This window comes from Pseudoalteromonas sp. SR43-7, assembly GCF_014163785.1.
Taxonomy (GTDB): Bacteria; Pseudomonadota; Gammaproteobacteria; order Enterobacterales; family Alteromonadaceae; genus Pseudoalteromonas; species Pseudoalteromonas distincta.
Genome location: NZ_JACJDY010000010.1, coordinates 35,451 through 58,383, shown reverse-complemented (window position 1 = coordinate 58,383; position 22,933 = coordinate 35,451). Strand labels below are relative to the sequence as shown.

Annotated in this window: 20 protein-coding genes and 1 riboswitch; of the genes, 13 read left to right on the top strand and 7 right to left on the bottom strand. The window is 40.4% G+C overall.

Annotated features, from left to right (window positions below):
- Nucleotides 1–142 precede the first annotated feature (142 nt).
- The 3 genes from H5087_RS09485 to H5087_RS09475 all read right to left on the bottom strand — a co-directional run bounded on the left by H5087_RS09485 (nucleotide 143) and on the right by H5087_RS09475 (nucleotide 3,711).
- Entirely contained in the window at nucleotides 143–1,204 is a 1,062-nt protein-coding gene (locus H5087_RS09485) for an OmpA family protein (protein ID WP_182671867.1), read from the bottom strand.
- A 390-nt stretch (nucleotides 1,205–1,594) separates the two neighbouring features.
- Nucleotides 1,595–3,004 carry a YdiU family protein gene (locus tag H5087_RS09480; protein WP_182671866.1) on the bottom strand — a complete coding sequence of 470 codons (1,410 nt, stop codon included), beginning with the start codon at nucleotides 3,002–3,004 and terminating at the stop codon, nucleotides 1,595–1,597.
- A gap of 11 nt (nucleotides 3,005–3,015) precedes the next feature.
- Entirely contained in the window at nucleotides 3,016–3,711 is a 696-nt protein-coding gene (locus H5087_RS09475) for a DNA-3-methyladenine glycosylase I (protein ID WP_149594454.1), read from the bottom strand.
- A gap of 191 nt (nucleotides 3,712–3,902) precedes the next feature.
- Nucleotides 3,903–4,103, top strand: a riboswitch (Lysine riboswitch).
- Between the two features lie 190 nt (nucleotides 4,104–4,293).
- Here H5087_RS09475 and dapA point away from each other — a divergent pair.
- From dapA to H5087_RS09450, 5 genes are all read left to right on the top strand, one after another.
- Nucleotides 4,294–5,178 carry a 4-hydroxy-tetrahydrodipicolinate synthase gene (gene dapA / locus H5087_RS09470; RefSeq protein ID WP_182671865.1) on the top strand — a complete coding sequence of 295 codons (885 nt, stop codon included), beginning with the start codon at nucleotides 4,294–4,296 and terminating at the stop codon, nucleotides 5,176–5,178.
- Between the two features lie 15 nt (nucleotides 5,179–5,193).
- Nucleotides 5,194–5,934, top strand: coding sequence for a 2,3,4,5-tetrahydropyridine-2,6-dicarboxylate N-succinyltransferase (locus H5087_RS09465; protein ID WP_007376223.1), 741 nt, complete (start codon nucleotides 5,194–5,196; stop codon nucleotides 5,932–5,934).
- Complete coding sequence (locus H5087_RS09460; protein ID WP_182671864.1) at nucleotides 5,934–7,139, top strand: PLP-dependent decarboxylase; 1,206 nt, start codon at nucleotides 5,934–5,936, stop codon at nucleotides 7,137–7,139. The genes H5087_RS09465 and H5087_RS09460 overlap by 1 nt, the downstream gene beginning before the upstream one ends.
- 5 nt (nucleotides 7,140–7,144) lie before the next feature.
- Nucleotides 7,145–8,266, top strand: coding sequence for a succinylglutamate desuccinylase/aspartoacylase family protein (locus H5087_RS09455; RefSeq protein WP_165723667.1), 1,122 nt, complete (start codon nucleotides 7,145–7,147; stop codon nucleotides 8,264–8,266).
- 378 nt (nucleotides 8,267–8,644) lie between these two features.
- Complete coding sequence (locus H5087_RS09450) at nucleotides 8,645–9,679, top strand: phospholipase A (protein WP_182671863.1); 1,035 nt, start codon at nucleotides 8,645–8,647, stop codon at nucleotides 9,677–9,679.
- Nucleotides 9,680–9,750: 71 nt separating this feature from the next.
- Here H5087_RS09450 and H5087_RS09445 read toward each other — a convergent pair whose 3' ends face one another.
- A complete protein-coding gene (locus H5087_RS09445) occupies nucleotides 9,751–10,644 on the bottom strand; it encodes a bifunctional GNAT family N-acetyltransferase/hotdog fold thioesterase (RefSeq protein WP_002961136.1) in 894 nt (297 codons plus the stop codon).
- 246 nt (nucleotides 10,645–10,890) lie between these two features.
- Between H5087_RS09445 and H5087_RS09440 the strand changes: the two genes are divergently transcribed.
- Nucleotides 10,891–11,598 (top strand): spermidine synthase, encoded by a 708-nt coding sequence (locus H5087_RS09440; protein WP_182671862.1) that lies wholly within the window; start codon nucleotides 10,891–10,893, stop codon nucleotides 11,596–11,598.
- Here H5087_RS09440 and dtd read toward each other — a convergent pair.
- Entirely contained in the window at nucleotides 11,595–12,032 is a 438-nt protein-coding gene (gene dtd, locus H5087_RS09435; protein ID WP_002961132.1) for a D-aminoacyl-tRNA deacylase, read from the bottom strand. The two genes, H5087_RS09440 and dtd, sit on opposite strands and share 4 nt — an antisense overlap.
- Nucleotides 12,033–12,938 carry a virulence factor BrkB family protein gene (locus H5087_RS09430; protein ID WP_002961130.1) on the bottom strand — a complete coding sequence of 302 codons (906 nt, stop codon included), beginning with the start codon at nucleotides 12,936–12,938 and terminating at the stop codon, nucleotides 12,033–12,035.
- Nucleotides 12,939–13,025: 87 nt separating this feature from the next.
- Between H5087_RS09430 and H5087_RS09425 the strand changes: the two genes are divergently transcribed.
- From H5087_RS09425 to H5087_RS09415, 3 genes are all read left to right on the top strand, one after another.
- A complete protein-coding gene (locus H5087_RS09425; protein ID WP_149594446.1) occupies nucleotides 13,026–13,682 on the top strand; it encodes a DUF2959 domain-containing protein in 657 nt (218 codons plus the stop codon).
- Between the two features lie 74 nt (nucleotides 13,683–13,756).
- Entirely contained in the window at nucleotides 13,757–14,836 is a 1,080-nt protein-coding gene (locus H5087_RS09420; RefSeq protein WP_182671861.1) for an MBL fold metallo-hydrolase, read from the top strand.
- 67 nt (nucleotides 14,837–14,903) lie between these two features.
- Nucleotides 14,904–15,632 (top strand): CBM9 family sugar-binding protein, encoded by a 729-nt coding sequence (locus tag H5087_RS09415; RefSeq protein ID WP_182671860.1) that lies wholly within the window; start codon nucleotides 14,904–14,906, stop codon nucleotides 15,630–15,632.
- 349 nt (nucleotides 15,633–15,981) lie between these two features.
- On the opposite strand, the gene typA is transcribed toward H5087_RS09415, so the two are convergent.
- Complete coding sequence (gene typA / locus H5087_RS09410; RefSeq protein ID WP_002961123.1) at nucleotides 15,982–17,805, bottom strand: translational GTPase TypA; 1,824 nt, start codon at nucleotides 17,803–17,805, stop codon at nucleotides 15,982–15,984.
- 507 nt (nucleotides 17,806–18,312) lie between these two features.
- On the opposite strand from typA, the gene glnA reads away from it, so the two are divergent.
- From glnA to ntrC, 4 genes are all read left to right on the top strand, one after another.
- Nucleotides 18,313–19,719, top strand: a complete 1,407-nt coding sequence (glnA, locus tag H5087_RS09405; RefSeq protein WP_002961121.1) for a glutamate--ammonia ligase — start codon at nucleotides 18,313–18,315, stop codon at nucleotides 19,717–19,719.
- Nucleotides 19,720–19,832: 113 nt separating this feature from the next.
- Complete coding sequence (locus tag H5087_RS09400; RefSeq protein WP_182671859.1) at nucleotides 19,833–20,354, top strand: DUF4124 domain-containing protein; 522 nt, start codon at nucleotides 19,833–19,835, stop codon at nucleotides 20,352–20,354.
- A gap of 82 nt (nucleotides 20,355–20,436) precedes the next feature.
- Nucleotides 20,437–21,507 (top strand): nitrogen regulation protein NR(II), encoded by a 1,071-nt coding sequence (gene glnL / locus H5087_RS09395; RefSeq protein WP_002961118.1) that lies wholly within the window; start codon nucleotides 20,437–20,439, stop codon nucleotides 21,505–21,507.
- A 14-nt stretch (nucleotides 21,508–21,521) separates the two neighbouring features.
- Nucleotides 21,522–22,907: a nitrogen regulation protein NR(I) gene (gene ntrC, locus H5087_RS09390; RefSeq protein ID WP_002961117.1), complete on the top strand. Its 1,386-nt coding sequence runs from the start codon at nucleotides 21,522–21,524 to the stop codon at nucleotides 22,905–22,907.
- Nucleotides 22,908–22,933 lie beyond the last annotated feature (26 nt).

Genomic DNA, 22,933 nt, shown 5'->3' with positions numbered 1-22,933 from the left:
AAATACTATGAATAGTGGTTGTGGTAAAAACTATTTTCATGAATACTTATTAAGTAAGAATCATTACCATTAACTAATATTAATTTATTACAGGCATAAAAAAACCCAGCACTTGGCTGGGTCTTTATTACAAACTATTTAATTAACGTAAAACTTTAACGTTTTTGATAGTTTTGATATGCGCTTCTACACGACGGTTTTCTGCGTTTGCAGCTTTAGTGTTTGCATCATTTTTAAGACGCTCTTCACCTAAACCTACTGTAGTAATACGGTCTTCAGCAATACCATCAGCAACAAGTTGCTTAGCTACAGCATCAGCACGTTTTTTAGATAACCATTTGTTGTAAGTTGCTTTACCTACAGCAGAAGTGTGACCTTCTAATAGTACTGTTGTATCTGGGTACTCTTTTAAGAATGCAGATACTTTTTCAATATCATTTAAGTATTGAGTAGATACTGCAGAAGCATTGTTAGGGAAAGTCACTAATAAGCTTACTGTTACTTCTTTATCTTCATATAAAGTACAACCAGTACCATCTACAGCATCAGTCATAGGTGTGTTAGGACACTTATCATCTGCGTCAAGAATGTTATCGTTGTCGCTGTCTACAGGAGCTACAGCTACTTCAACTACTTTAGGCTCTGGAGCTGGTTTTACTGGCTCTACAGGAGCAGAGTTTTGGCCAAATAAGTAGTTAATACCAATTTTAGCGCCAACATCTGTGTAACCACGGTCAAGACCTTGATATACAGCTGTTTCAGCATTTACAAATAAGCCATCTGTAATGAAATGTTGGTAACCAACACCTGCATTTAAGAATGTGTTGTCATCAACTACGTCAATTTCTTTAATACCGAAAAGACCATAGAAAGGACCGCCGTCTAAATGGTAAAGAGCATCAATACCGTAACGCTCGCCATCAATATTGTTACGGTTGCCAGCAACTTTATCAAAAGCATTAAAATCCATGTCTGCATATTCAAGACGTGCGCTCCAGTAATCACTGAAACGGTAACCAGCTTCAACACCCCAGCCAGTTGATTCGTTTACGTCAAGACCGGCTTGGTCACGCATGTTTTTCCAAGATGCGTCATAGTAGTCGCCAAATGCGCCAATGTAGAAACCTTCTTCTTTATCAGCAGCGAACGTAGATGCGCTAGTTGCAGCCAACGCGATTGCAATTGTAAGTGATTTTAATTTCATTGTTTTCTTCCCATTTGAACAATTTTAAATTGTAGCTAATCGATACTAGCTCAATCAGTTTTATATAGACTAACTGAGCCTTTGTTAATCAATACTTAACGAAAAATAAAGTTTATTACTTTTTTCTATGCCTTGTCGCAACACACATCCACTTACTATAGGCGAAATTAAAACTTTATTGAAAAATAAATATAGTAGGTTTTTGTAAATTAGTACTTAGCAAGGAATGTAAGAGCAATTAAATTGAATGCACTTATAAATGCAAAGAAATATTGCTTGGTTTTAATTGTGCGCATAATACCACCAGAATTAGCATTCCCCTAGGTATATGCGCATGTTTGATTAAAAAATGACTCTTTTTAATCATGCGGTTATATTCAAAGTTAAGTATTAAGTACCACAAAAAGTCTGGTAGTCATTATCATTCGTCGGTGGAGAGCAAAATTCTGATAACTTTTCACCGTAAGAGTATGGATTACCGGCTATTTTTATAAAGCGCTGTAGTAACTCGCTGGATCCTGTAGCGTTATATTGTGCAATTATTTCTTCGATCACATGATTTCGCGGTATAACACGAGGATTTGCCGCTCTCATTACTTCATAACTATTATCGTCAGTTAAACTTACCCACCTAGCTCTCCATTCAATTAGCGACTCAGGTACGCTTTTTTCTCCTTTTAAGGATTCAGTAAGCGCATCAAAGGTATTGGTGTAGTCGAGCTGATTATCTTTTAATAGCGTTAACAACTCTGCTATTAACTCGCCACTACTATCGCTAGATTCATTTAAACCCAGTTTTTGTGCCCACATAGCCGTAAACTCAGTATTAAACTGCTCAGCAAAACTATTAATAAATGGCGTCATTAATGAAACCGCTTGCTCGTCATCATCGCTAATGAGTGGTATTAAGCTCTCAGCTAAGCGTGCGCAGTTCCAGTTAGCTATATTAGGTTGATTACCGAATGCATAGCGGCCTTGTTTGTCTATAGAGCTAAATACAGTATCAAAATCAAAGCTATTCATCATGGCACACGGGCCGTAATCAATGGTCTCTCCGCTAACTAGCGTATTATCTGTATTCATTACTCCGTGAATAAAGCCAACACGCATCCAGCTCACAACTAGCTTAACTTGGTTTTTAATCACAGCGCCTAAAAATGCTAAATATCGCTGCGAACCTGTATCGGTTATTTCTGGGTAGTGTCGCTCTATAGCTAAATCGGCTAAATTTTTAAGCCCTTCAACATCGCCTTGCGTCGCTAAATATTGAAATGAACCAACACGAATATGACTCGTTGCTACACGCGTAACGATAGCCCCTGCTTGTGGCGGATTACGATAAACCGTTTCACCACTACCAACAACCGCTAAGCAGCGTGTGGTTTTAACTCCCAGCGCATGCATTGCTTCGCTCATTACGTATTCACGAATAGCAGGGCCAAGTGCGCAACGTCCATCCCCACCTCTTGAGTAAGGAGTAGCACCAGAGCCTTTTAATTGAATATCCCATAACTGGTTTTCATCATCACTAATAGCGCCCAGTAAGTGCGCTCGTCCATCGCCTAAGCGTGGTGAAAAATGTCCAAATTGGTGCCCAGAGTAACCAAGTGCTACTGCAGGAATCGCCTGTTTTTCGTTACCGCTAAAAGTGCTGGCACACAAATCAGCCGCAACGTTAATATTAAATTGTTTTGCTAAACTCTCGTTCCACAGTAATAGCTGAGGAGAGGCGACACTTGCAGGGAAATCTTCTATTGCGAAGTTTTCCGCAATATCTGTGTATCTTGGCACTAATTTCATGGTAATTCCTATTATTGCTGACTTATACCAACACGGTTGTCACCTACGCCATAAGCAACAATTAAGCTTAACTCTTGCATACTTAAGCCGCTTTGCTTTTGCATTTCGTTAAAAAAAGCTTGGGCTGCATTTAGTGACTTTTTAGTTTGTAAGCCGCCGTCTATAATTTTATGGGCACGCAAATAATTCTCTACATCGCGTGATAGTAAAAATGTATCTTTACCAAGTGCTCGCAGCGCATAAGGCCCTGTATTTCCGCCTAAACGCGAACCATGTTTTTTTAAATACGCCCACAAGCCAATAATATCGTCTGTTGGCCAATTAGCGATAAACTGGCTAAAACTGCCATGTTCTCCTGCTATTTCGTGGATCATGTAAGCATTTTCGGTAATTGTTTTTACTTTTTTATAGTTACGAACAATTCGCTCATCCGTTGCTTTTTGTTCCAGCATATCAGGTGGCATCATTAATAACTTATCAACGCTAAAATCCCAAAAAACCTCTCTAAAGCCCGGCCACTTATTATTTATGACTGACCAATAAAAGCCGCTTTGAAATACTTTTCGAGTAAATTCTTCAAGCCAATCGTCGTCACTTAACGTGCTTAGTTGTTTTTTAGATAGCGGTTTTGCAAGTAATAACTTAAGCATTTTTTCAGAGCCTTTTCGCTCTACCGCTCGCTTATAAATATCGCTAAATTTTTCCATACTAATTAAATACCTCACTACTTATATTGCTAGTGTACGAGAAAAGCACCTAATACGTAACCACCCCTCTTTTCGATGAATTAATCTGTATTTAGTCGCTTGACACCTAGACGGCTAAAATGCTTTAATCGCCGTAATTACCCTATTTAAATTGCACAGGTTTGTAAGTTTTACTCTATAAACAGGTGCAAAGGGCTAGAAGAGGTGCGTTATTCAGGTAGCGTATGTTAGGAGCGCAAACTCCAGTAAGCATACGTGAGGGGAATTAACGCCGAGAAGTAACCACTTTTGCGAGGTGTTTATTTCGGGCGACTAGGTTGAACCCTAGCGACTGTCACCAATAGCTGCTTATAAAAAGCAGCTTGTTAGTTTGGTGGAGAGCTTCTGGTCTTAAATATTAAGGCCGTGCGCCCTATTATTTTAAGCCCATTCGCTCTTCGAATTATTAGTTCGAACGACGTTAATGCGGCTCCTTCCATAAAGCTTTTTAACTCTTCGAATAATACCAATTGCATTAAATTAGTTATCGCTAAAATGATCACGTTTTTAATAAAATTGGTACAAATTATAAGTTCGTGAGAGATGATCAACAACTTCAATTTAAACGACTACTCACTGTGGACCGCGCTCGTTACGCCATTTGATCAACACGGCGATGTTGACTACAACACGTTAACTAAGCTGGTTAGCGGTCAAGAAGCGGCACATAACGGTATTTTGCTACTTGGCAGTACGGGCGAAGGTTTAGCACTAACGCTAAAAGAGCAAAAAGCCATTGTTGAACACGTATGCCAGCTAAAACCAACAGTACCACTCATGGTTGCTGTGGGCGGTAGTAACTTAAAGCAACAAATTGAGTGGGTTAACTACTGTAATACACTACCAATTCATAGCTTTTTACTTGGCTCACCGCTTTATGCAAAGCCTGGTGCTATAGGTCAAACTCATTGGTTTGAAAGCCTACTAAATGCAAGCGCTCACCCATGTATGCTTTATAACGTACCGGGTCGAAGTGCTGTTAGCATCCCAGTGGCAACAATTCAAAACTTACAAAAAAATAAAAATTTATGGGCGTTAAAAGAAGCGAGCGGCAGTATTGCTCAGTTTGAAGCTTACCGCCAAGCGGCGCCTAATTTAGCTATTTTTAGTGGCGACGATGCGCTAATGCCTTATTTTGCTCAAGCTGGCGCAAAAGGTTTGGTGTCGGTAGCTGCAAACGCATGGCCTGAACAAACTCACGAGTTTGTTAAGCGCAGTTTAAGTGGTCAACACCCTAATTTATTTGCCCAGTGGTCAAGCGCTATTAATAGCCTATTTGCTGTCGCAAACCCTATTCCCGTAAAGGTACTGATGCATTTGCAAGGCCGCTTAAGCAGCCCGCAACTTCGTCCACCTTTAACACACCTTGAGTTAACTCATACCGATTGCGTCACAACTGCAAACAACACCATTTTATCTTGGCATTAAATACAGGTTTTTATAATGAGCTGGTTAGAACTATTAAATAATTTAGAATCGGGCGCAGTACGCGCAGCATCGCAAAACGAAAGCGGCCAATGGCAGGCTAACGTAGAAGTAAAGCAAGGCATTTTGGATGCCTTCAAAAATGGCACTAATACTGAGTTTGCAGGTGGTTTTGTTGATAAACATAACTTAGCTCCACAAGAATTTAGTACTGATGATGGCGTACGTATGGTGCCGGGTGGCTCTAGTGTTCGCCGTGGTGCTTATGTTGCTAAAGGCACGATTATTATGCCACCAGCGTATGTAAACATTGGTGCATATATCGACGAAGGCACAATGGTAGATAGCCACGCATTAGTTGGCTCGTGTGCACAAGTAGGTAAAAACGTACATTTAAGTGCTGCAGTTCAGCTTGGTGGTGTACTTGAGCCTATTGGTGCAAGCCCAGTAGTTGTAGAAGACGACGCATTTATTGGCGCTGGCTGTATTATTGTTGAAGGTGTAGTTATTAAAAAAGGTGCAGTACTTGCCCCAGGCGTGCGTTTATCAGCAACTATTCCGGTATACGACTGCGTAAACGAGCGCCAACTAGATAAAGGCGAGCCAATCCCTGAGTACGCTATTGTAATACCAGGCTCTCGCCCTGCGTCAAACGAGTGGGCGCGCGAGCAAGGCCTAAGCATGTCGTGTGCGTTAATAGTTAAATACCGCGACGAAAAAAGCGATGCATCATTATTACTTGAAGAGGTTTTACGATAATGAGCTTTTTGAGCACGCCTATCAAAACCGCTGTAAATACAATTACACAACAACTTGATACACCTTTTTTTGTTTACGATTTAGATCAACTAAACGCGCATCTTGCACGTTTAGTTGCGCAAACCGATGTAAAACTGTGGTACGCGGTAAAAGCAAATCCACTGTCTAAAATTATTCAAAGCTTAGACAGTGCTGGCTTTAATTTTGACGTAGCAAGTAAAGGTGAGCTTGAGCAAGTACTAGCACAAGGTATTAGCTCGCAGCGCGTGCTCAACACAGGGCCTGCAAAAAGCCCTAAACAAATAAAACACTTTATTGAGCGCGGCGTGCGTATATTCGTAGCAGAAAGCCTCAATCAAGTACGTTGGTTAAACCAACAAGCACAACTACAAAACACGCAGTTACAAGTATTACTGCGTGTACAATTACGCTGGCCTGAAGGTGAAAAAAACCCACTGGGCGGCGACAGCCTTACGCCGTTTGGTTTGGGTTGTAATGAATGGCAAGCACTCAATGTAGCTGACTACCCTGCGCTTAAATTTGACGGCCTGCATATTTTTCAGTGGGGCAACATGCTTAGCACGCAAAAACTAAGCGACTTGTGGTCACAAATGATTGCACCTCTTAGCCAACTTGCCAGCGATTTAAATATTAGCCTTAAGATTTTAGATTTAGGTGGCGGTTTAGGTATTCCTTATACACAAAACGAAGCAACACTTGATTGGGATGACTTAATTGCTGCGCTCGCTAAAATTAAAAATGATGCGGGTGTAGAAGAGCTATGGATGGAACTTGGTCGCTATGCCGTGGGCGAATGCGGTCATTACGCAAACCCAGTAGTAGAGCGCAAACAAAACTATAATCAACAGCAAGTAATTTTAAGCGGCGGTATAAATCACTTATTACGCCCTGCTGTTACCAGCCAAGACTTTCCTGCTGCATTACTGCGTGAATCCAGTGCTAAAACTCAAGCGGTCACTTTATACGGCCCACTTTGTACAGCGCTTGATTGCTTGGGTGAACATAACTTACCAAGCGATTTAAATGAGCACGACTGGCTAGTGTTTAGCCAATGCGGTGCTTACGGCTTTACCGAAAGTATGCCGTATTTTTTATGCCATGAGCTAGCTGCTGAGTACACCTTGCAAAACGGTACACTTACCTGTGTTCGCCAAGCCGAAAATGCCAGCCATTATTTAAGGTAACAAGTATGAGTAATACAACACACATTAGCCAAGAGAACATTGTAGTAGGGGAAGTTGCAAACGGCTTACCGCTTACAATTCCTGTGTATCGTTTAAAAGGTGATGGCACAGGGCCAAGTGTTTACATTCAGGCCAATATGCATGGCGCTGAAGTGCAAGGTAACGCAGTTATTTTTCAGCTGCTTGAGCAATTAAAACACCTTAACCTTAGTGGCGATATTACCCTTGTACCTTATGCAAATCCGATTGGCTGTAATCAAAAATCTGGCGAGTTTACCCTTGGCAGGTTCGATCCGATTACGGGCACTAATTGGAATCGCATGTATCACTACAATAAAAATTTAGTGGCACAGTTTGCACAAAATCATACTCAGTATGACGACGCTACATTAAAAAGTAACTTCAAACAGGCACTTATTGACGAAGTAGACAGCAAACTTAACGGCCCTGCTTATTTACTCAATACGGGTAAACGCATTGCGCTTAACTTACAAAAGCTCGCTCATCAAGCTGATATAGTACTCGATTTACACACAGGCCCTATTTCAAGCAAGCATCTGTACTGCCCAACCTATGCAACCGACAGCGCACGTTACTTTAATATTGAACATGTATTGCTTATTCCTAGTGATTTTGACGGCGCTATGGATGAAGCTAACTTTTGCCCATGGTGGCATTTAAGTGATGCGCTTAGCGGACAAGGCCGCGAATTATCAATACCTGTAGAAGCATTTACTGTAGAGCTAGGCAGCCAAGAAAAAATAGACTTAAAAGAAGCATTAAACGATGCAAACAGCATTTTAAGTTACTTAAATCACAAAGGCGTATTACAAAACGCACCGCATACGCCAGCTAATATGACCCGTTATGCATGTAATTTAGATGACTACTTTGCCTATTACGCCCCTATTGGCGGCATGGTTGAATACTTAGCCCCACTTGGCGGGCACATTAAAGCTGGTGAGCCTATTGCCAATATTTTACGCATGGAGCGCTACTTAAGTGAGCAACCATTGCAAACACTTACTCTTGATTGCGATGCAATTGCTATTTTGCACTTTGCCTCAGCGAGTGTTAATCAAGGTACCGAGCTTTATAAGTTTTTTACTAACATATTTGAGCTTTAGCTCACCCTTCTCATTGCGTGAGAGTAATACCAATTGCATTAAATTAGTGATCTATTATAGCGATAAGGAAATAGCTTAATAACAAGGCTAAAATTATGGTACATAGTTGTTCTATATAAATAATTTTTAACGCAGTTAGTGAGCTATTTAATACGCTAGAATGATCATGTTTTTAATAAAATTGGTATAAATTAACTAAAATAGTTAATTTGCATTAGAAAAGCGGCTTAGGCCGCTTTTCTTTTGATCTATACTTACTTTGTATACGTATAGACCTTGTTATAAATACAAATTCAGTAAAAGTTCACCGTTACATATGTAAAAAGACGTTATAATTAAATTAACGCATACAACAACCCAAACTCACAAGGAATTACAATGAGCTGGCGCCACTGGATAACTCTTTCTGCTTTAATTAGTACCGCTACCTTCGCACAAGAAGAAGTTGCTACAAACGAGCAAGATAACGACATCGAGCTTGTAAAACAGTGTATTTTAAATGAGGTAATTGGCGGAGATGGTAAACAGACATTAGACGATCTTCGTAAAAAGTGTTCAGCTCTTGAAGAAAATAAACAACTTACCGCGCTTGATAAACGCCAGGCCCGTGAAGAAGTAGGTAAAAAAAATAGAAATGTAATTACGCCACATAAGCGTAACTATATTTTACCGCTTTCGTACTTATCACACCCAAACGATCGCCCTTTTGATGGTTTTGATGAACTAACAGATGATAACGACGGCGAACCGCTCGACAATCTAGAAGCCAAATATCAGCTATCGATAAAAGTGCCTCTTTACGATGATTTTTCGGATAAAGACCAAGCCATATTTTTTGGCTTTACACTGCAATCATATTGGCAAATTTATAACTCAGAAATTTCGTCTCCATTTCGTGAGACCAACTACGAACCAGAAATATTTTGGATAAATTACCTCGACCCAGAAAACGTATTATGGGGCGACGAAATGGCAATCGCATTAGGTATTTCGCATCAATCAAATGGTCGAAGCCAACCAAACTCACGTTCGTGGAACCGTATTTACGCAGACTTCATTTGGGAAAACAGAGGCTTTGTTTTTAGCTTTAAACCTTGGTACCGAATAGCTGAGGACGAAAAAGAAGATATTTTAGAAGCCAATGGCGACGACAACCCAGACATATACAAATACATGGGTTACTTCGAATTTAGCGGCGCGTATCGTTTTCATGACCATGAATTTAGCTTTATGACGCGTAACAATTTAAATTCAGATAATCGTGGTGCAATTCAACTCGACTGGTCGTTTCCTTTATGGGGTCGCGTTCGTGGTTATGCACAATACTTTAACGGTTATGGCGAAAGCTTAATTGATTACAATGCGGATGTAGAACGTATTGGTGTCGGTATATTATTAACCGATTTGCTGTAATACTCCCTAAGTTTTACGCACAAAAAAGCCAAGCATTGCTTGGCTTTTTTGTGTTTTGAACAGCTAAACAGTTATTTTTTTACTACAAACTGCCCTTCAAATTCTGCAACCACGTTATCACCATCGTAAATAGTTACTGGCACTACGTAACTTGCTTTACCGTCGGTTTCTAAATCGCTTAACTTGCCCTTACAGGTTTGTATATCAACACAACCACGTGGGTCGGTAGTAAGCGGTTTTAAGTACTTAATGTTAGCATCGGCTAATACAATATTACCTTCAAGCCCAGCTTCTTTAAGTGCTAAGTACGTAGCGCCCCAACCTGTTAGCGTGGCCAAGCTATAAATAGAACCTGCAAACATAGTGTTATGTAGGTTTAAGTTAGCGTCTAGGTCGGCGCTGGTTGTAAATTGCCAATCGGTATAGCTTTCTACCTTAATCCCCATCGCGTCACTAATTGGAATAGACTCACGCCACGTATTTTGTAGTACTTGCGTCCAATTAGGGTGACGAAACCAACCTGGCTCAGACGGTTTTTGCTTTACCATTTTAAAGTGTTGTACATCGCCATAAGCTAAGTGCGCTTTTTCTTTTAATTCGTAACCGTGGCGTTTATAAAATTCAAGCGCTCGTTCGCGTGCAAACAATACAAGCTCACCTGCGTTTTGAACCCATGCAATTTTTTCAAGCTCGTGCAGTAAGCGACTACCAATATGCTGGTTACGATTACCCTCTGCAACCGCCATATAGCGCACTTGTGCTTGCTCATGATTGTTAAAGTGCAAACGTGCTACACCTAGCACTTCGCCTTCTTTATTTTTTATAAAGCGGTGCTCAGAGTCTTGTTCCATATCGTCTTGTTCAGAGCCACGTGGCTCGCCCCAAGGCGCGCGTAATACCTGCCAACGCAACTGGTAATACGCTTGCCAATCTTCGCTACTTTGTGGGGTGCTTACCTGAAACATACATACTCCTGTTGTTATATAAGCCGTAAATAAAAGTCAAAAAAGGCTACGGCGCTATACTAATAGTATTGATTATCTACCAAACTAAAAAGCTTAAATAATTAAGTCCGTTGGTATTATTGATGGCAAATACCATACTCCATCTTAAAAAAACTGCAAATACGACTTTGGTGATGGCTGTAAAATAACGTAAAAAATAATGGCAAAGGCCATTGCGCTTTAACGTTGCTAGTTTATGCTGAGAATATGATGGAAAAAATCAATTATATAAATTCACTGACGGGTTTGCTGGGCGATCAATTTATTGAAAATAGCCACAGCATTGGTCAGTTAATCTATTGGCATAAATGCAGTGGCGATCACATTCAAGTACGTGAGCACGAGCCGTTACGCTGGTTACTGATTAACGACACTCTTCAATCTGTTATTGATTTAAATAACCCGGATTTATTACTTTTTCCACACTTATTATGCCTAGGTAAGCATTGGCAGGCTCTTAAGCCGCCACAAAGAGTGTTAGAACTCGGCCTCGGCGGCGGAGCAATTCGTAATTATTTACAACACAAATACCCTAAAGCACAAATAACATCGGTTGAAAAAAACGCCGATATTATTGATTGCTATACCCAATTTTTTTCGTCAAATAAGAATGAGCAATTGCTGTGCGCCGATGCGCAACAGATTTTAAAAAGTGCGCAAAATATTGATTGGATTATTTTAGATTTGTTTAGCCAAATAGATGCGCCTCGATTTTTATTTGAAGAGGCATTTTATAAAAAAATTTACTCGGCTTTAAATAACAACGGTGTGCTATTTATTAACTTTTTATCGCAGCATGAGTCGCAATTAAAACAACTTCAACAGCTATTACTCGATGTATTTGGTTGTAACATTAGCCCGCAGAAAATTACGGGCTATGTAAATCATATTGTCGTGGTTACTAAAAAAGTTTAAACAGATAAGTTAAACGTCACGGGCCCATCGTTACACAAGCTTACTTGCATATCGGCACCAAACTCACCGGTGGCTATTGTAAGTCCCAACTCTTTAGCTTGAGCAACAAAGTACTCGTAAAGCTCATTAGCTTGGCTTGGCGTTGCCGCAGATGAAAAGCTAGGGCGCATACCCTTTTTAGTATCAGCCGCTAGCGTAAATTGCGAAACCACCAGTAACTCACCTTTAATATCTTTAAGGCTTAAGTTCATTTTGTCGTTTTCGTCAGTAAAAATACGATAATTACTTACCTTGTGTAAAAGCTTATCGGCCGTTTGCGTATCGTCGTGCTTTTCAACGCCCAGCAACAACAATATACCTTGGCTAATTTCGCCTACCACGTGGTTGTTAATTTCTACTTTGGCATGCTTTACGCGTTGTATTAAACCTTGCATTTAAACTGTGTCCTTTACTGCTGGTTCATCATCTTCTAGTTCAAGTTCTGGTGTTTCTGGAATATCATTTGGGCTAATACATGCTGTAAATTCAGCGCCAAGCAAAACAACTACCCACGATAAATACACCCATACAAACAAAATAGGAATGGTTGCTACTGCCCCGTAAATAACTTCGTACGAAGGAAAATGGCTAATATAAAGTGCAAACCCTTTTTTAGTCAGCTCAAATAAAAGTGCCGCAAAAAAAGCGCCAGGTATTGCTGCTCTGAAAGATACACGCGTATTAGGCACTAAGGTGTAGAGCATAATAAAGCCCACCATCGAAATCCCATACGGCAATAACTTTAACAAAAACCCGCTAAACCCAGGAATACCCTGATCAGCAAACGATACCAAAGATACAATATAAGAGGTAACCCCAATACTCGCTCCGAGTAATACAGGCCCTAAGCTCAAAACCATCCAATACACAGCAAATGAGATCATCATCGGGCGTTTTTTCTTAATTCGCCAAATTCGATTTAGTGTGGCATCTACATTACGTATTAACAGCAAGGCTATTGCAGCTAAAAAGCCAATACCTACCGCCGTCATTTGATTAGCGTTACCGGCAAAGGAGCTAATGTGCTCTCTAATAACATCGGTAGAGGTAGGGACAAAGTTGGTAAACAAAAAGCTCTCAATTTCCATGCGAGTAGATTCAAAGCCCGGAAAAGCTGAAAATATAGCAACACCCACCGCAATTAATGGCACTAACGAAAGAAGGGTTACGTAAGCAAGGTAACCTGCATTAACCGTTATTTGATCGTCTATACACCGATTAAAATACTGCATCCACCAACCAGGCTGCTGGCGTATAAAGGACTTAACTTGCTGTTTGTAATGTGAGAGCTTATCATTCATACAATTGACTTGTGCTTATTTAGTTTTGATTATAATAACAATCAGCGCCATAATTTACAGCACTAACGCTCGTAAACAGGAATTCAAATGAAAAAACAAACATTACTCAGTGTTTCAATGCTTGTAGTAACACTTACTTTAACTGGCTGCCAATCAGCTTATTATTCTGCGATGGAAAAAGTGGGTGTTCACAAACGCGATATTCTTATTGACCGCGTAGAAGAAACCAAAGACTCTCAGCAAGAGTCACAAGAAGAATTTAAATCGGCACTAGAGCGCTTAACGACTCTAATCGATTTTAATGGTGGCGAACTACAAGACACTTATAATCAGTTAAACGACGATTACGAGTCGAGCTTAAATGCCGCTAACGAAGTGTCAACTAACATCAATAAAGTAGAAGACGTAGCAGAAGCCCTGTTTGATGAGTGGGGCGATGAGCTAGAGCAATACAAAAGCGCGTCACTTAAGCGTGAAAGCAGCAAAAAGCTAACCGCGACTAAGCGTCAATTTGATCAGCTATTACGCTCAATGCGCAGCGCAGAGAGTAAAATGGAGCCAGTATTAACCTCGCTTCATGATAACGTTTTATACTTAAAGCATAACTTAAATGCACAAGCGGTATCGGCTATTAAAGGTGAATTCACTAACCTTAAGCGCGATATTCAATTGTTGATGAACGACATGAACAAATCGATTGCCGATTCAAATAAATTTATTGAGCAAATGAATAGCGCTGGCTAATCATTTGTTACTTTAACAAGCCTGCTTAATTGCAGGCTTTTTTATGTTAAAGGGAATACTAAAAGGGATTTACAATGAAACGCTTTTTAATCGCAGCAATGCTCTTATGTATATTAACGGCCTGCGGTGCACCTAATAATATTAATCGTATTACCAGCTCTGACTCAGTTGTTGTTATTAATGATAAGAACGGCCGTTATAAAAATTTATACACAGGTGAAAAAACATATCCCACTACCTGTACTGAAAACTGCTACCCAGCTCACCCAGACTTACTATGCAAAACCGGCAGCGAAAACTGCCAGTACCAAGGTCTGCAAACTAAACCACAACTTAGCACTGGCTATACCGTACGCTGGCTTGGTCACGCTAGTTTTGTTATTAACACTCCAAATGGTCAAAGTGTGCTGTTTGATCCGGTAAAAAATCAGTTTGATTCTCCAGTCGCACTTGGCTTTAAACTCAGCGGTGGTATTTATCGTAAAGCAGGCGCTTGGCCTAGTGAGCAAGAACTCGAAAATATTGATGCGGTAATGTATTCGCATATTCATTACGATCATTTTAATAAAGCCGACATACAAAGTATTGGCAATAAACCTCGCTATTTAACACCACTCGGGATGGCCGATAACTTCCCTGCCGGCGGTTTTAATATTACCGAAATGCCGTGGTACTCAACAACCAACATTGACGACTTAGTTATTAACGCCGTGCCAGCTCATCATTCTAGCGCTCGCGTATTAGTGCCCTTTATTTACGAAGATCACGATAAAGACCTATGGAATGGCTGGTTACTTGAACAAAACGGTAGCACTTTATTTTTTGCAGGCGATACAGGCTACTCAAAACATTTTAAAGACATACAGCAAAAATACGGCGATATCGATATTTGCTTAATGCCAATCGCTTCTTACTACAGTAAAGACGATCCTAACTGGTACCGTTACGTGCACACCACACCTGAAGACGCGCTCAACGCAGCACAAGAGCTTAACTGCAAAGTAATGATACCGTGGGGATACGGTAACTCAAGTTGGAAAATGGGCGACCACAGTAGTCATTCAGCCTTACTTCGCTTATTGCATATGTACAATAAAATGGATTCAAAAGTACCGCTGTATATTTTAAACGAAGGCGAAAGTATTTCACTGTAACTATTTACTTAGCTGTTTTAAGATTGTTATTACATTAAGACAAATCGACAATAAAATTGAGAGATTAATGAAGAAATTAGCACTCGCCTTAAGCTTTTTATTAAGCACGCCAGCAATGGCTATTGATGTTGAACATACATCAACTCCAATTACTATTGATGGCGTATCAGAAAGCGCATGGGATAAAGCCGCTTGGCACGACATGCCTTATCTAATGGATGGCACACTGCCATCAAACGATGCCGACTTTAAAGGGCGTTATCGCTTATTGTGGGATCAAAACTATTTATACCTACAAGCCGATATTGTGGATGACGTTTTAATAGATACACACGCTGATCCAACCTATAAATATTGGGATGACGATGCGCTTGAAGTATTTATTGATAGCGATGCATCGGGCGGTAATCATCAATTTAATCACACCGCTTTGGCGTACCATATTGGCCTTGATAACCAAGCTGCCGATTACGGACCTGATAAAAAAGCTCATTTGTATACTGACCACCTAGTTAGTAACTGGAAGCGCAACACCACCGCGCCCTTTAACATTACCTGGGAAGTAGCAATAAAACTCTACCCTAATGATTATAAAGAAGGGGCTAAAAACACGCCACTTACACTTAGCGAAAAGCAAATAATCGGGTTTATGTTAGCGTATTGCGATAACGATGGCAGTGACGTGCGCGAGCACTTTATGGGCTCACATGAAGTACAACCAGTAAATGGCGACAGAAATCGTGGTTTTATAGATGCCGACGTATTTGGCAAAATAACCTTACTTCCTAAAAAGTAAGTTACTACCAATAAAATAATTGAACATGTATGTTGGGTTGAGCGAAGCGAGACCCAACATACACAGATACTTTGCATTATCGGCTGTTTCAGCTTTCTCTTTCTCTTCTCATTCCCTTCTCCTTGTGCAAAAGATCTTTAAGTAAATTATTCACAAAGAGGTTAAGAGGCGCTGCGCTTTTAGAGGTAAATATATTATGGAAATTTCATCTCAAAACAGTAGTCATATAATTTTGAACTAAATACTTTCAACTGACGACTATAGCTAACAGCTCTTATTTTCATCCACAAAAAAGCCGCTGTATTTTGCAATACAGCGGCTTTTAAAATCATTATTCTAAATTAATAGATTATGACTTAGGTGCACGACCCGCACGTTTACGTTCGTTTTCTGTAAGGTGTTTCTTACGGATACGAATGTTTAGTGGAGTAACTTCAACTAGCTCGTCATCATCGATGAACTCAAGCGCTTGCTCAAGTGAGTAGTTAAGGTGCGGAGAAAGCGTTTGCGCTTCATCAGTACCAGATGCACGTACGTTAGTTAACTGCTTGCCTTTAAGGGCGTTAACTGTAAGGTCGTTATCACGGTTATGAATACCGATAACCATACCTTCGTATACTTCAACACCGTGACCGATGAATAAACGGCCGCGCTCTTGTAAGTTGAATAATGCGTTAGTAAGTGCTTTACCAGTTGCGTTTGCAATCATTACGCCGTTCTTACGAACACCGATAGCGCCACCTTTATGAGGACCATAATGATCGAACGTATGGTACATAAGACCAGAACCCGAAGTAAGCGTCATGAAATCAGTTTGGAAACCAATTAAACCACGGCTTGGGATCATGAAGTCTAAACGCATACGGCCTTTGCCATCTGGAGTCATGTTAGTAAGTTCACCTTTACGTAGGCCAACTTGTTCCATAACAGAACCTTGATGCTCTTCTTGACAGTCAATAGTCACTGTTTCAAACGGTTCTTCTAGAACGCCATCTACAGTACGTAAGATAACTTCTGGACGAGAAACTGAAAGCTCGTAACCTTCACGACGCATGTTTTCGATTAAGATACCTAGGTGTAATTCACCACGACCAGAAACACGGAAGCTATCTGGGCTTGCAGTATCTTCAACGCGAAGTGCTACGTTGTGTACTAATTCTTTGTCTAAACGCTCACGGATATTACGTGACGTTACAAACTTACCTTCTTTACCACAGAAAGGTGAGTTATTTACAGAGAATGTCATTGTTACAGTTGGCTCATCAACACTTAGTGGTGGTAATGCTTCAACGTTTCCTGGGAAACAAACTGTATCAGAAATCTTAAGCTCACCAATACCTGTTACAGTTACGATGTTACCAGCGTAAGCTCTATCAGTTTCGATACGCTCAAGACCTAGGTAGCTTTGTACTGCACCAATTTTACCATTACGTGTAGTGCCATCAGCACTGATAATAGTAACTTGTTGGTTAGGAGCAACAGAACCACGTTTAATACGACCAATACCAACTACACCAACATAAGAGTTGTAATCTAGTTGAGAAATTTGCATTTGGAAGTCACCTTCAGGATCTGCATCCGGTGGTGATACTTCTTCAACGATCATCTTGAACATAGGTTCCATGTTGTCTGATGGTTCGTCTAAATCTAGTGTTGCCCAACCGTTGATTGCTGAAGCGTAGATTACTTTAAAGTCTAACTGTTCGTCAGTCGCGCCAAGGTTGTCGAATAAATCAAAGATTTGATCCATAACCCAATCTGGACGAGCGCCTGGCTTATCAATTTTATTGATAACGACGATTGGCTTTAAGCCTTGCGCGAATGCTTTTTGCGTAACGAAACGCGTTTGCGGCATTGGACCTTCTTGAGCATCAACAAGTAATAATACTGAGTCAGCCATCGAAAGTACGCGTTCAACTTCACCACCGAAATCGGCGTGTCCCGGGGTATCTACGATATTGATATGGTAGTCATTCCAAGAAATGGCTGTGTTTTTAGCCAAAATGGTAATACCACGTTCTTTCTCAATGTCGTTTGAGTCCATCACGCGCTCTTCGTTACCGCCGCGTGTTTCTAATGTACCTGATTGCTCAAGTAGTTTGTCAACCAGTGTTGTTTTACCATGGTCAACGTGCGCGATAATCGCTATATTTCTTAACTGTTCGATGCTCATATATTTACTCAGAGAAATTAAATTCTCATTGATCCTGCAAGATCTACGCACTCATCCACGCTTTCGCGAGATGTCCCAGCATAGGATTTAAAAGGGCGCATATTATCCCTCATTAATGACATGGATGAAAGTTTATCCAATATAAATTTCAAAACTTTCTCAATACTTTTACTAAGTATCTGTTTTATATATGACAATTATATGAATTAAATTTCAAATTTTTTTTGAAAAACAGCCTTTTTGGCTATTTTGCTGATCTTTTTGGTACTCTTTTGCATTTAGGTTATGCTATTTCCGAGCGATTAAATTAGCAGCAAATTGTGCCCTGTAAATTTTGCACCAAAAAGGAAAATTTACGCACCAATATAGTGCGTTTGTACATTCCATTTTGATGCAACGATATTTTTTTAATTTATAAACAGCTAGTTATAAAAATGGCACAAAATCAGCTTAGTAAATCCCAAAGCAATTATGCAGCAATAACAAAACCCAATAGTTGGAGGACACATGTCACAATCGGTTTTAGATTTTATTAAAGAAAATGACGTTAAGTTCATTGATTTACGCTTTACTGACACTAAGGGTAAAGAACAACATGTATCTATTCCTCATCACCAAGTTGATGAAGACTTTTTTGAAGACGGTAAAATGTTTGACGGTTCTTCAATTGCAGGCTGGAAAGGCATAAACGAATCAGACATGGTATTAATGCCAGTTGCTGAATCAATCAAACTAGACCCTTTCACTGAAGAATCAACATTAATCGTACGTTGTGACGTAGTAGAGCCTTCAACGCTTCAAGGTTATGAGCGCGACCCACGCTCAGTTGCTAAGCGTGCTGAAGATTACATGCGCTCTACAGGTATTGCAGATACAGTTTTATTTGGCCCTGAGCCAGAGTTTTTCGTATTTGACGACGTAAAATACAAATCAGATATGTCTGGTTCTATGTACAAAATTGATTCTAAGCAAGCTGCTTGGAACTCAGATAAAGAATATGCAGATGGCAACACAGGTCACCGTCCAGGTATTAAAGGCGGTTACTTCCCAGTTGCTCCTGTTGATGACTTCCAAGATTGGCGTTCAGCTACGTGCCTAGTACTAGAAGAAATGGGCCAAGTAGTAGAAGCACATCACCACGAAGTAGCAACAGCAGGTCAAAACGAGATTGCTACTCGCTTTAATACAATGGTATTAAAAGCGGATGAAATCCAAGAAATGAAATATGTTATCCATAACATGGCTCACTTATACGGTAAAACAGCAACGTTTATGCCTAAGCCAGTTGTTGGTGATAACGGTTCTGGTATGCATTGTCACCAGTCACTTGCTAAAGATGGTGTAAACCTTTTTGCTGGTGATAAGTACGGCGGCCTTTCTGAAGATGCGCTTTACTACATTGGCGGTATCATCAAGCATGCTAAAGCAATTAACGCTTTTGCAAATGCCTCTACTAACTCGTACAAACGTTTAGTACCAGGTTTTGAAGCACCAGTTATGCTTGCATACTCTGCACGTAACCGTTCTGCATCAATCCGTATCCCAGTGGTTCCATCTGAAAAAGGTCGTCGTATTGAAGTACGCTTCCCAGATCCAACAGCTAACCCATACCTTGCTTTCTCAGCAATGCTTATGGCTGGCCTTGATGGTATCAAAAACAAGATCCACCCTGGCGATGCTATGGATAAAGATTTATATGACTTACCAGCTGAAGAAGCAGCAGAAATCCCAACTGTTGCAGCATCACTTGACGAAGCATTATCTGCACTTAGCGCAGACCGTGAATTCTTAACTCAAGGTGGTGTATTCACTGACGACTTAATCGATGCTTACATCGAACTTAAATCTAAAGAAGTTGAAAAGCTTAACATGACAACTCACCCAGTTGAGTTTGAAATGTACTACAGCTGTTAATTTAGCTGTATAAAATATGTGTGTTCTCAAGCCCGCTTTGCGGGCTTTTTTAATGGTAAAATTAATCAATCTCCACTAAAGTTAAGTTACCGACAAAAATGCAGGGCTGCAGAGTGAACAACAAGATTTTATTACTATTAATTGCTTTAGGATTAAGCAATTATGGTTACGCTGGTGAAACAAAGATATACGCTTGGAAAGATAAAAATGGCGTATTAGTGTTCTCTGACACCCCTCATAAAGGTGCTAAAGAGGTAAAGCTTACCAGCCAAGATCTTAATATGCCTGCAACAAATACTGACATTTTTGACGAGCAACCCCAGCCTCAACAAGCGGCCTTTAGTATTGCCATTTCCTCACCTGATCATAACCAGACTATTCGTGAAAATACCGGCACTGTTTATGTTACTAGCCGAATAAAACCGCGTTTTGAAACTGGTTTTACTATACAACTTTTTATTGATGGCAAAGCACATGGCCCAGCCAGTGACAGTTCAACCTTTGCAATAAGAGATGTAGAACGTGGTGAGCACACACTACAATTAAAGCTTTTTAATAGTAAAAACCAAGTTATTGCTATAAGTGAGCCCTGCATATTTTTTATGCACCGAAAAGGGCTAAACCTAAGTAACTAAATTGGGGCATTACTAAACGTGCAGCAGTGTATTTTAATATATAACTTGCTTGTAAATATCAACGCACTAAAATGGTGCAGCTATGATTAATAATAAAAACTTTAGCCCTGAGCTACTCGATGCTATTTGGCAAAATCAAACAACCGCTATCATGTTGCTTGATAAAAACTTCACCGTTGTCTATGCCAATACCAGTACTAGCGAACTGCTTGGCCTTGGTAACAAGCGCCTATTAGATCAGCCTTTCGACAGTCTTTTTAATTACCATTCAATCGATTTGCAGCGTATAGAACAATACTCATTAGTTGAAGGTGTAGATTGCCAGCAGCACAGAGCTGACGTGGTTTTTAGCGATTCTCGCCATGCAAAAGTAGCCGTAAGTACACGACAAATTAAGTTTGATGGCTCACTTTATATTTTATTTGAGTGGCGCCAAACCGATGACGAAATTAAGCACGACCAAGCGTCTAATCAAATGCATCAATACCAAGCAGCCCGAAATCTAATAAGAGGCTTAGCTCACGAAATTAAAAATCCTTTAGGTGGAATTCGCGGAGCGGCGCAGTTATTGCAGTATGAGGTTGATCAACAAGAAAGAGACCAATGTGCTGAACTTATCATTGAGCAAGCTGACCGATTACGCGAATTAGTTGATAGGCTTTTAGGGCCAAATCAGCTTCCGCAAAAATCGTATGGCAATATACATCAATCACTTGAATCAGTTGCACGACTAAGTACGTTAGATAATTGTTCTAACATTAGCTTGGTTAAGGATTACGACCCAAGCATTCCTGATGTATACATTGATCAAGGTAAAATTCAGCAAGTAGTATTAAACATTGTTCGAAATGCTCAGCAGGCGCTTGTAGATGGCGGTGAAATAACAATAAAAACCCGCATTAATCATCAGCATCGTCGCCCAGGTAAAGCACCTAAAAAAGCCTTGTTGATCCAAATATCTGATAACGGACCAGGTATTGATCCCAGTGTACGTGAAACACTGTTCTACCCTATGATCACCAATAAAGAAGATGGCTCAGGGTTAGGACTCTCAATAGCGCAAACGCTGATAGATCAACATGATGGCTATATAGAATGTGATAGCTGGCCTGGACATACTGAATTTAATATCTATCTGCCCTTTGCAGATTAATGTTTGGAGTTTGCATGAAAACAGTTTGGCTTGTAGATGATGATGCTTCTATTCGATTTGTACTTGAAAAAGCACTAACCCGTGCAGGGTTTAACGCAGAAAGCTTTGCTAATGCGCAAGATGTATTAAGCGCATTAAAGTTTAGTCAACCTACTGTTTTAGTTTCGGACGTACGAATGCCTGGTATGGATGGCATGGCGTTGCTTGAGCTTATAGCAGAGCAAAACCCTGGGCTGCCAGTTATTATAATGACTGCCCACTCAGATTTGGATTCTGCAGTTAATGCATTCCAAAAAGGTGCTTTTGAATACCTAGCTAAGCCGTTTGATTTAAACGAAGCAGTGGCGCTAGTCGAGAGCGCATGCAGAGCAAATTCCACTAAAAAAACTAAGCGAAAGCAAGCTCCACCAAAAAGTGCCCACATTATCGGTGAAGCACCCGCTATGCAAGAAGTGTTTAGAGCGATAGGTAAACTATCGGCCTCTAGCATGAGCGTATTAATAAATGGTGAATCTGGCACAGGTAAAGAACTTGTCGCCAGCGCCCTGCACAACCATAGCCCACGTAAAGAAAATCAATTTATTGCACTTAACATGGCGGCCATTCCAAAAGAGCTTGTTGAGTCAGAGTTATTTGGCCACGAAAAAGGCGCGTTTACGGGTGCCGATAGCGTACGTAAAGGCCGCTTTGAGCAAGCCAATGGCGGTACACTATTTTTAGATGAAATTGGTGATATGCCACTTGATGTGCAAACACGTTTATTACGCGTTCTTGCCGATGGTGAGTTTTATCGCGTTGGTGGCCATCAAAGTATAAAAGTGGACGTACGCATTATTGCAGCTACGCACCAAAACCTTGAAGATTTAGTTAAACAAGGCAAGTTTAGGGATGATTTATTTCATCGTCTTAATGTTGTGCGCCTACGTTTACCCGCTCTTCGAGAGCGTACTGAAGATATAGAAAGCTTATCGCAACACTTTTTACATAAAAGCGCTAAAGAGCTACAAGTAGAAAGCAAAGTACTCAGCCCTAAAGCAACTGAGCAATTACGCTTATTTAATTGGCCAGGCAATGTACGCCAATTAGAAAATACGTGTCGCTGGCTGACAGTTATGGCACCGGGTGAGCTTGTAAGCGAGCAAGATTTACCGCCGGAGATTCTGGATGCTTCACCAACCCAAGAAGAAGGTGATTGGCTCGATGCATTCCAGCAATGGCTTAATCAAGAGCTGAAAAAAGGCAAAGAAAATATTTGGCCTGACATTCAAGCTCAACTAGAAACTCGCTTAATAAAAACAGCCCTGGCTAATTGTTCTGGTCATAAGCAAGATGCTGCTATAAAAATTGGTTGGGGACGCAACACGTTGACCCGAAAATTAAAAGAGCGCAATATTAGCTGATTAAACGCTTTTAACACATTTGGTTA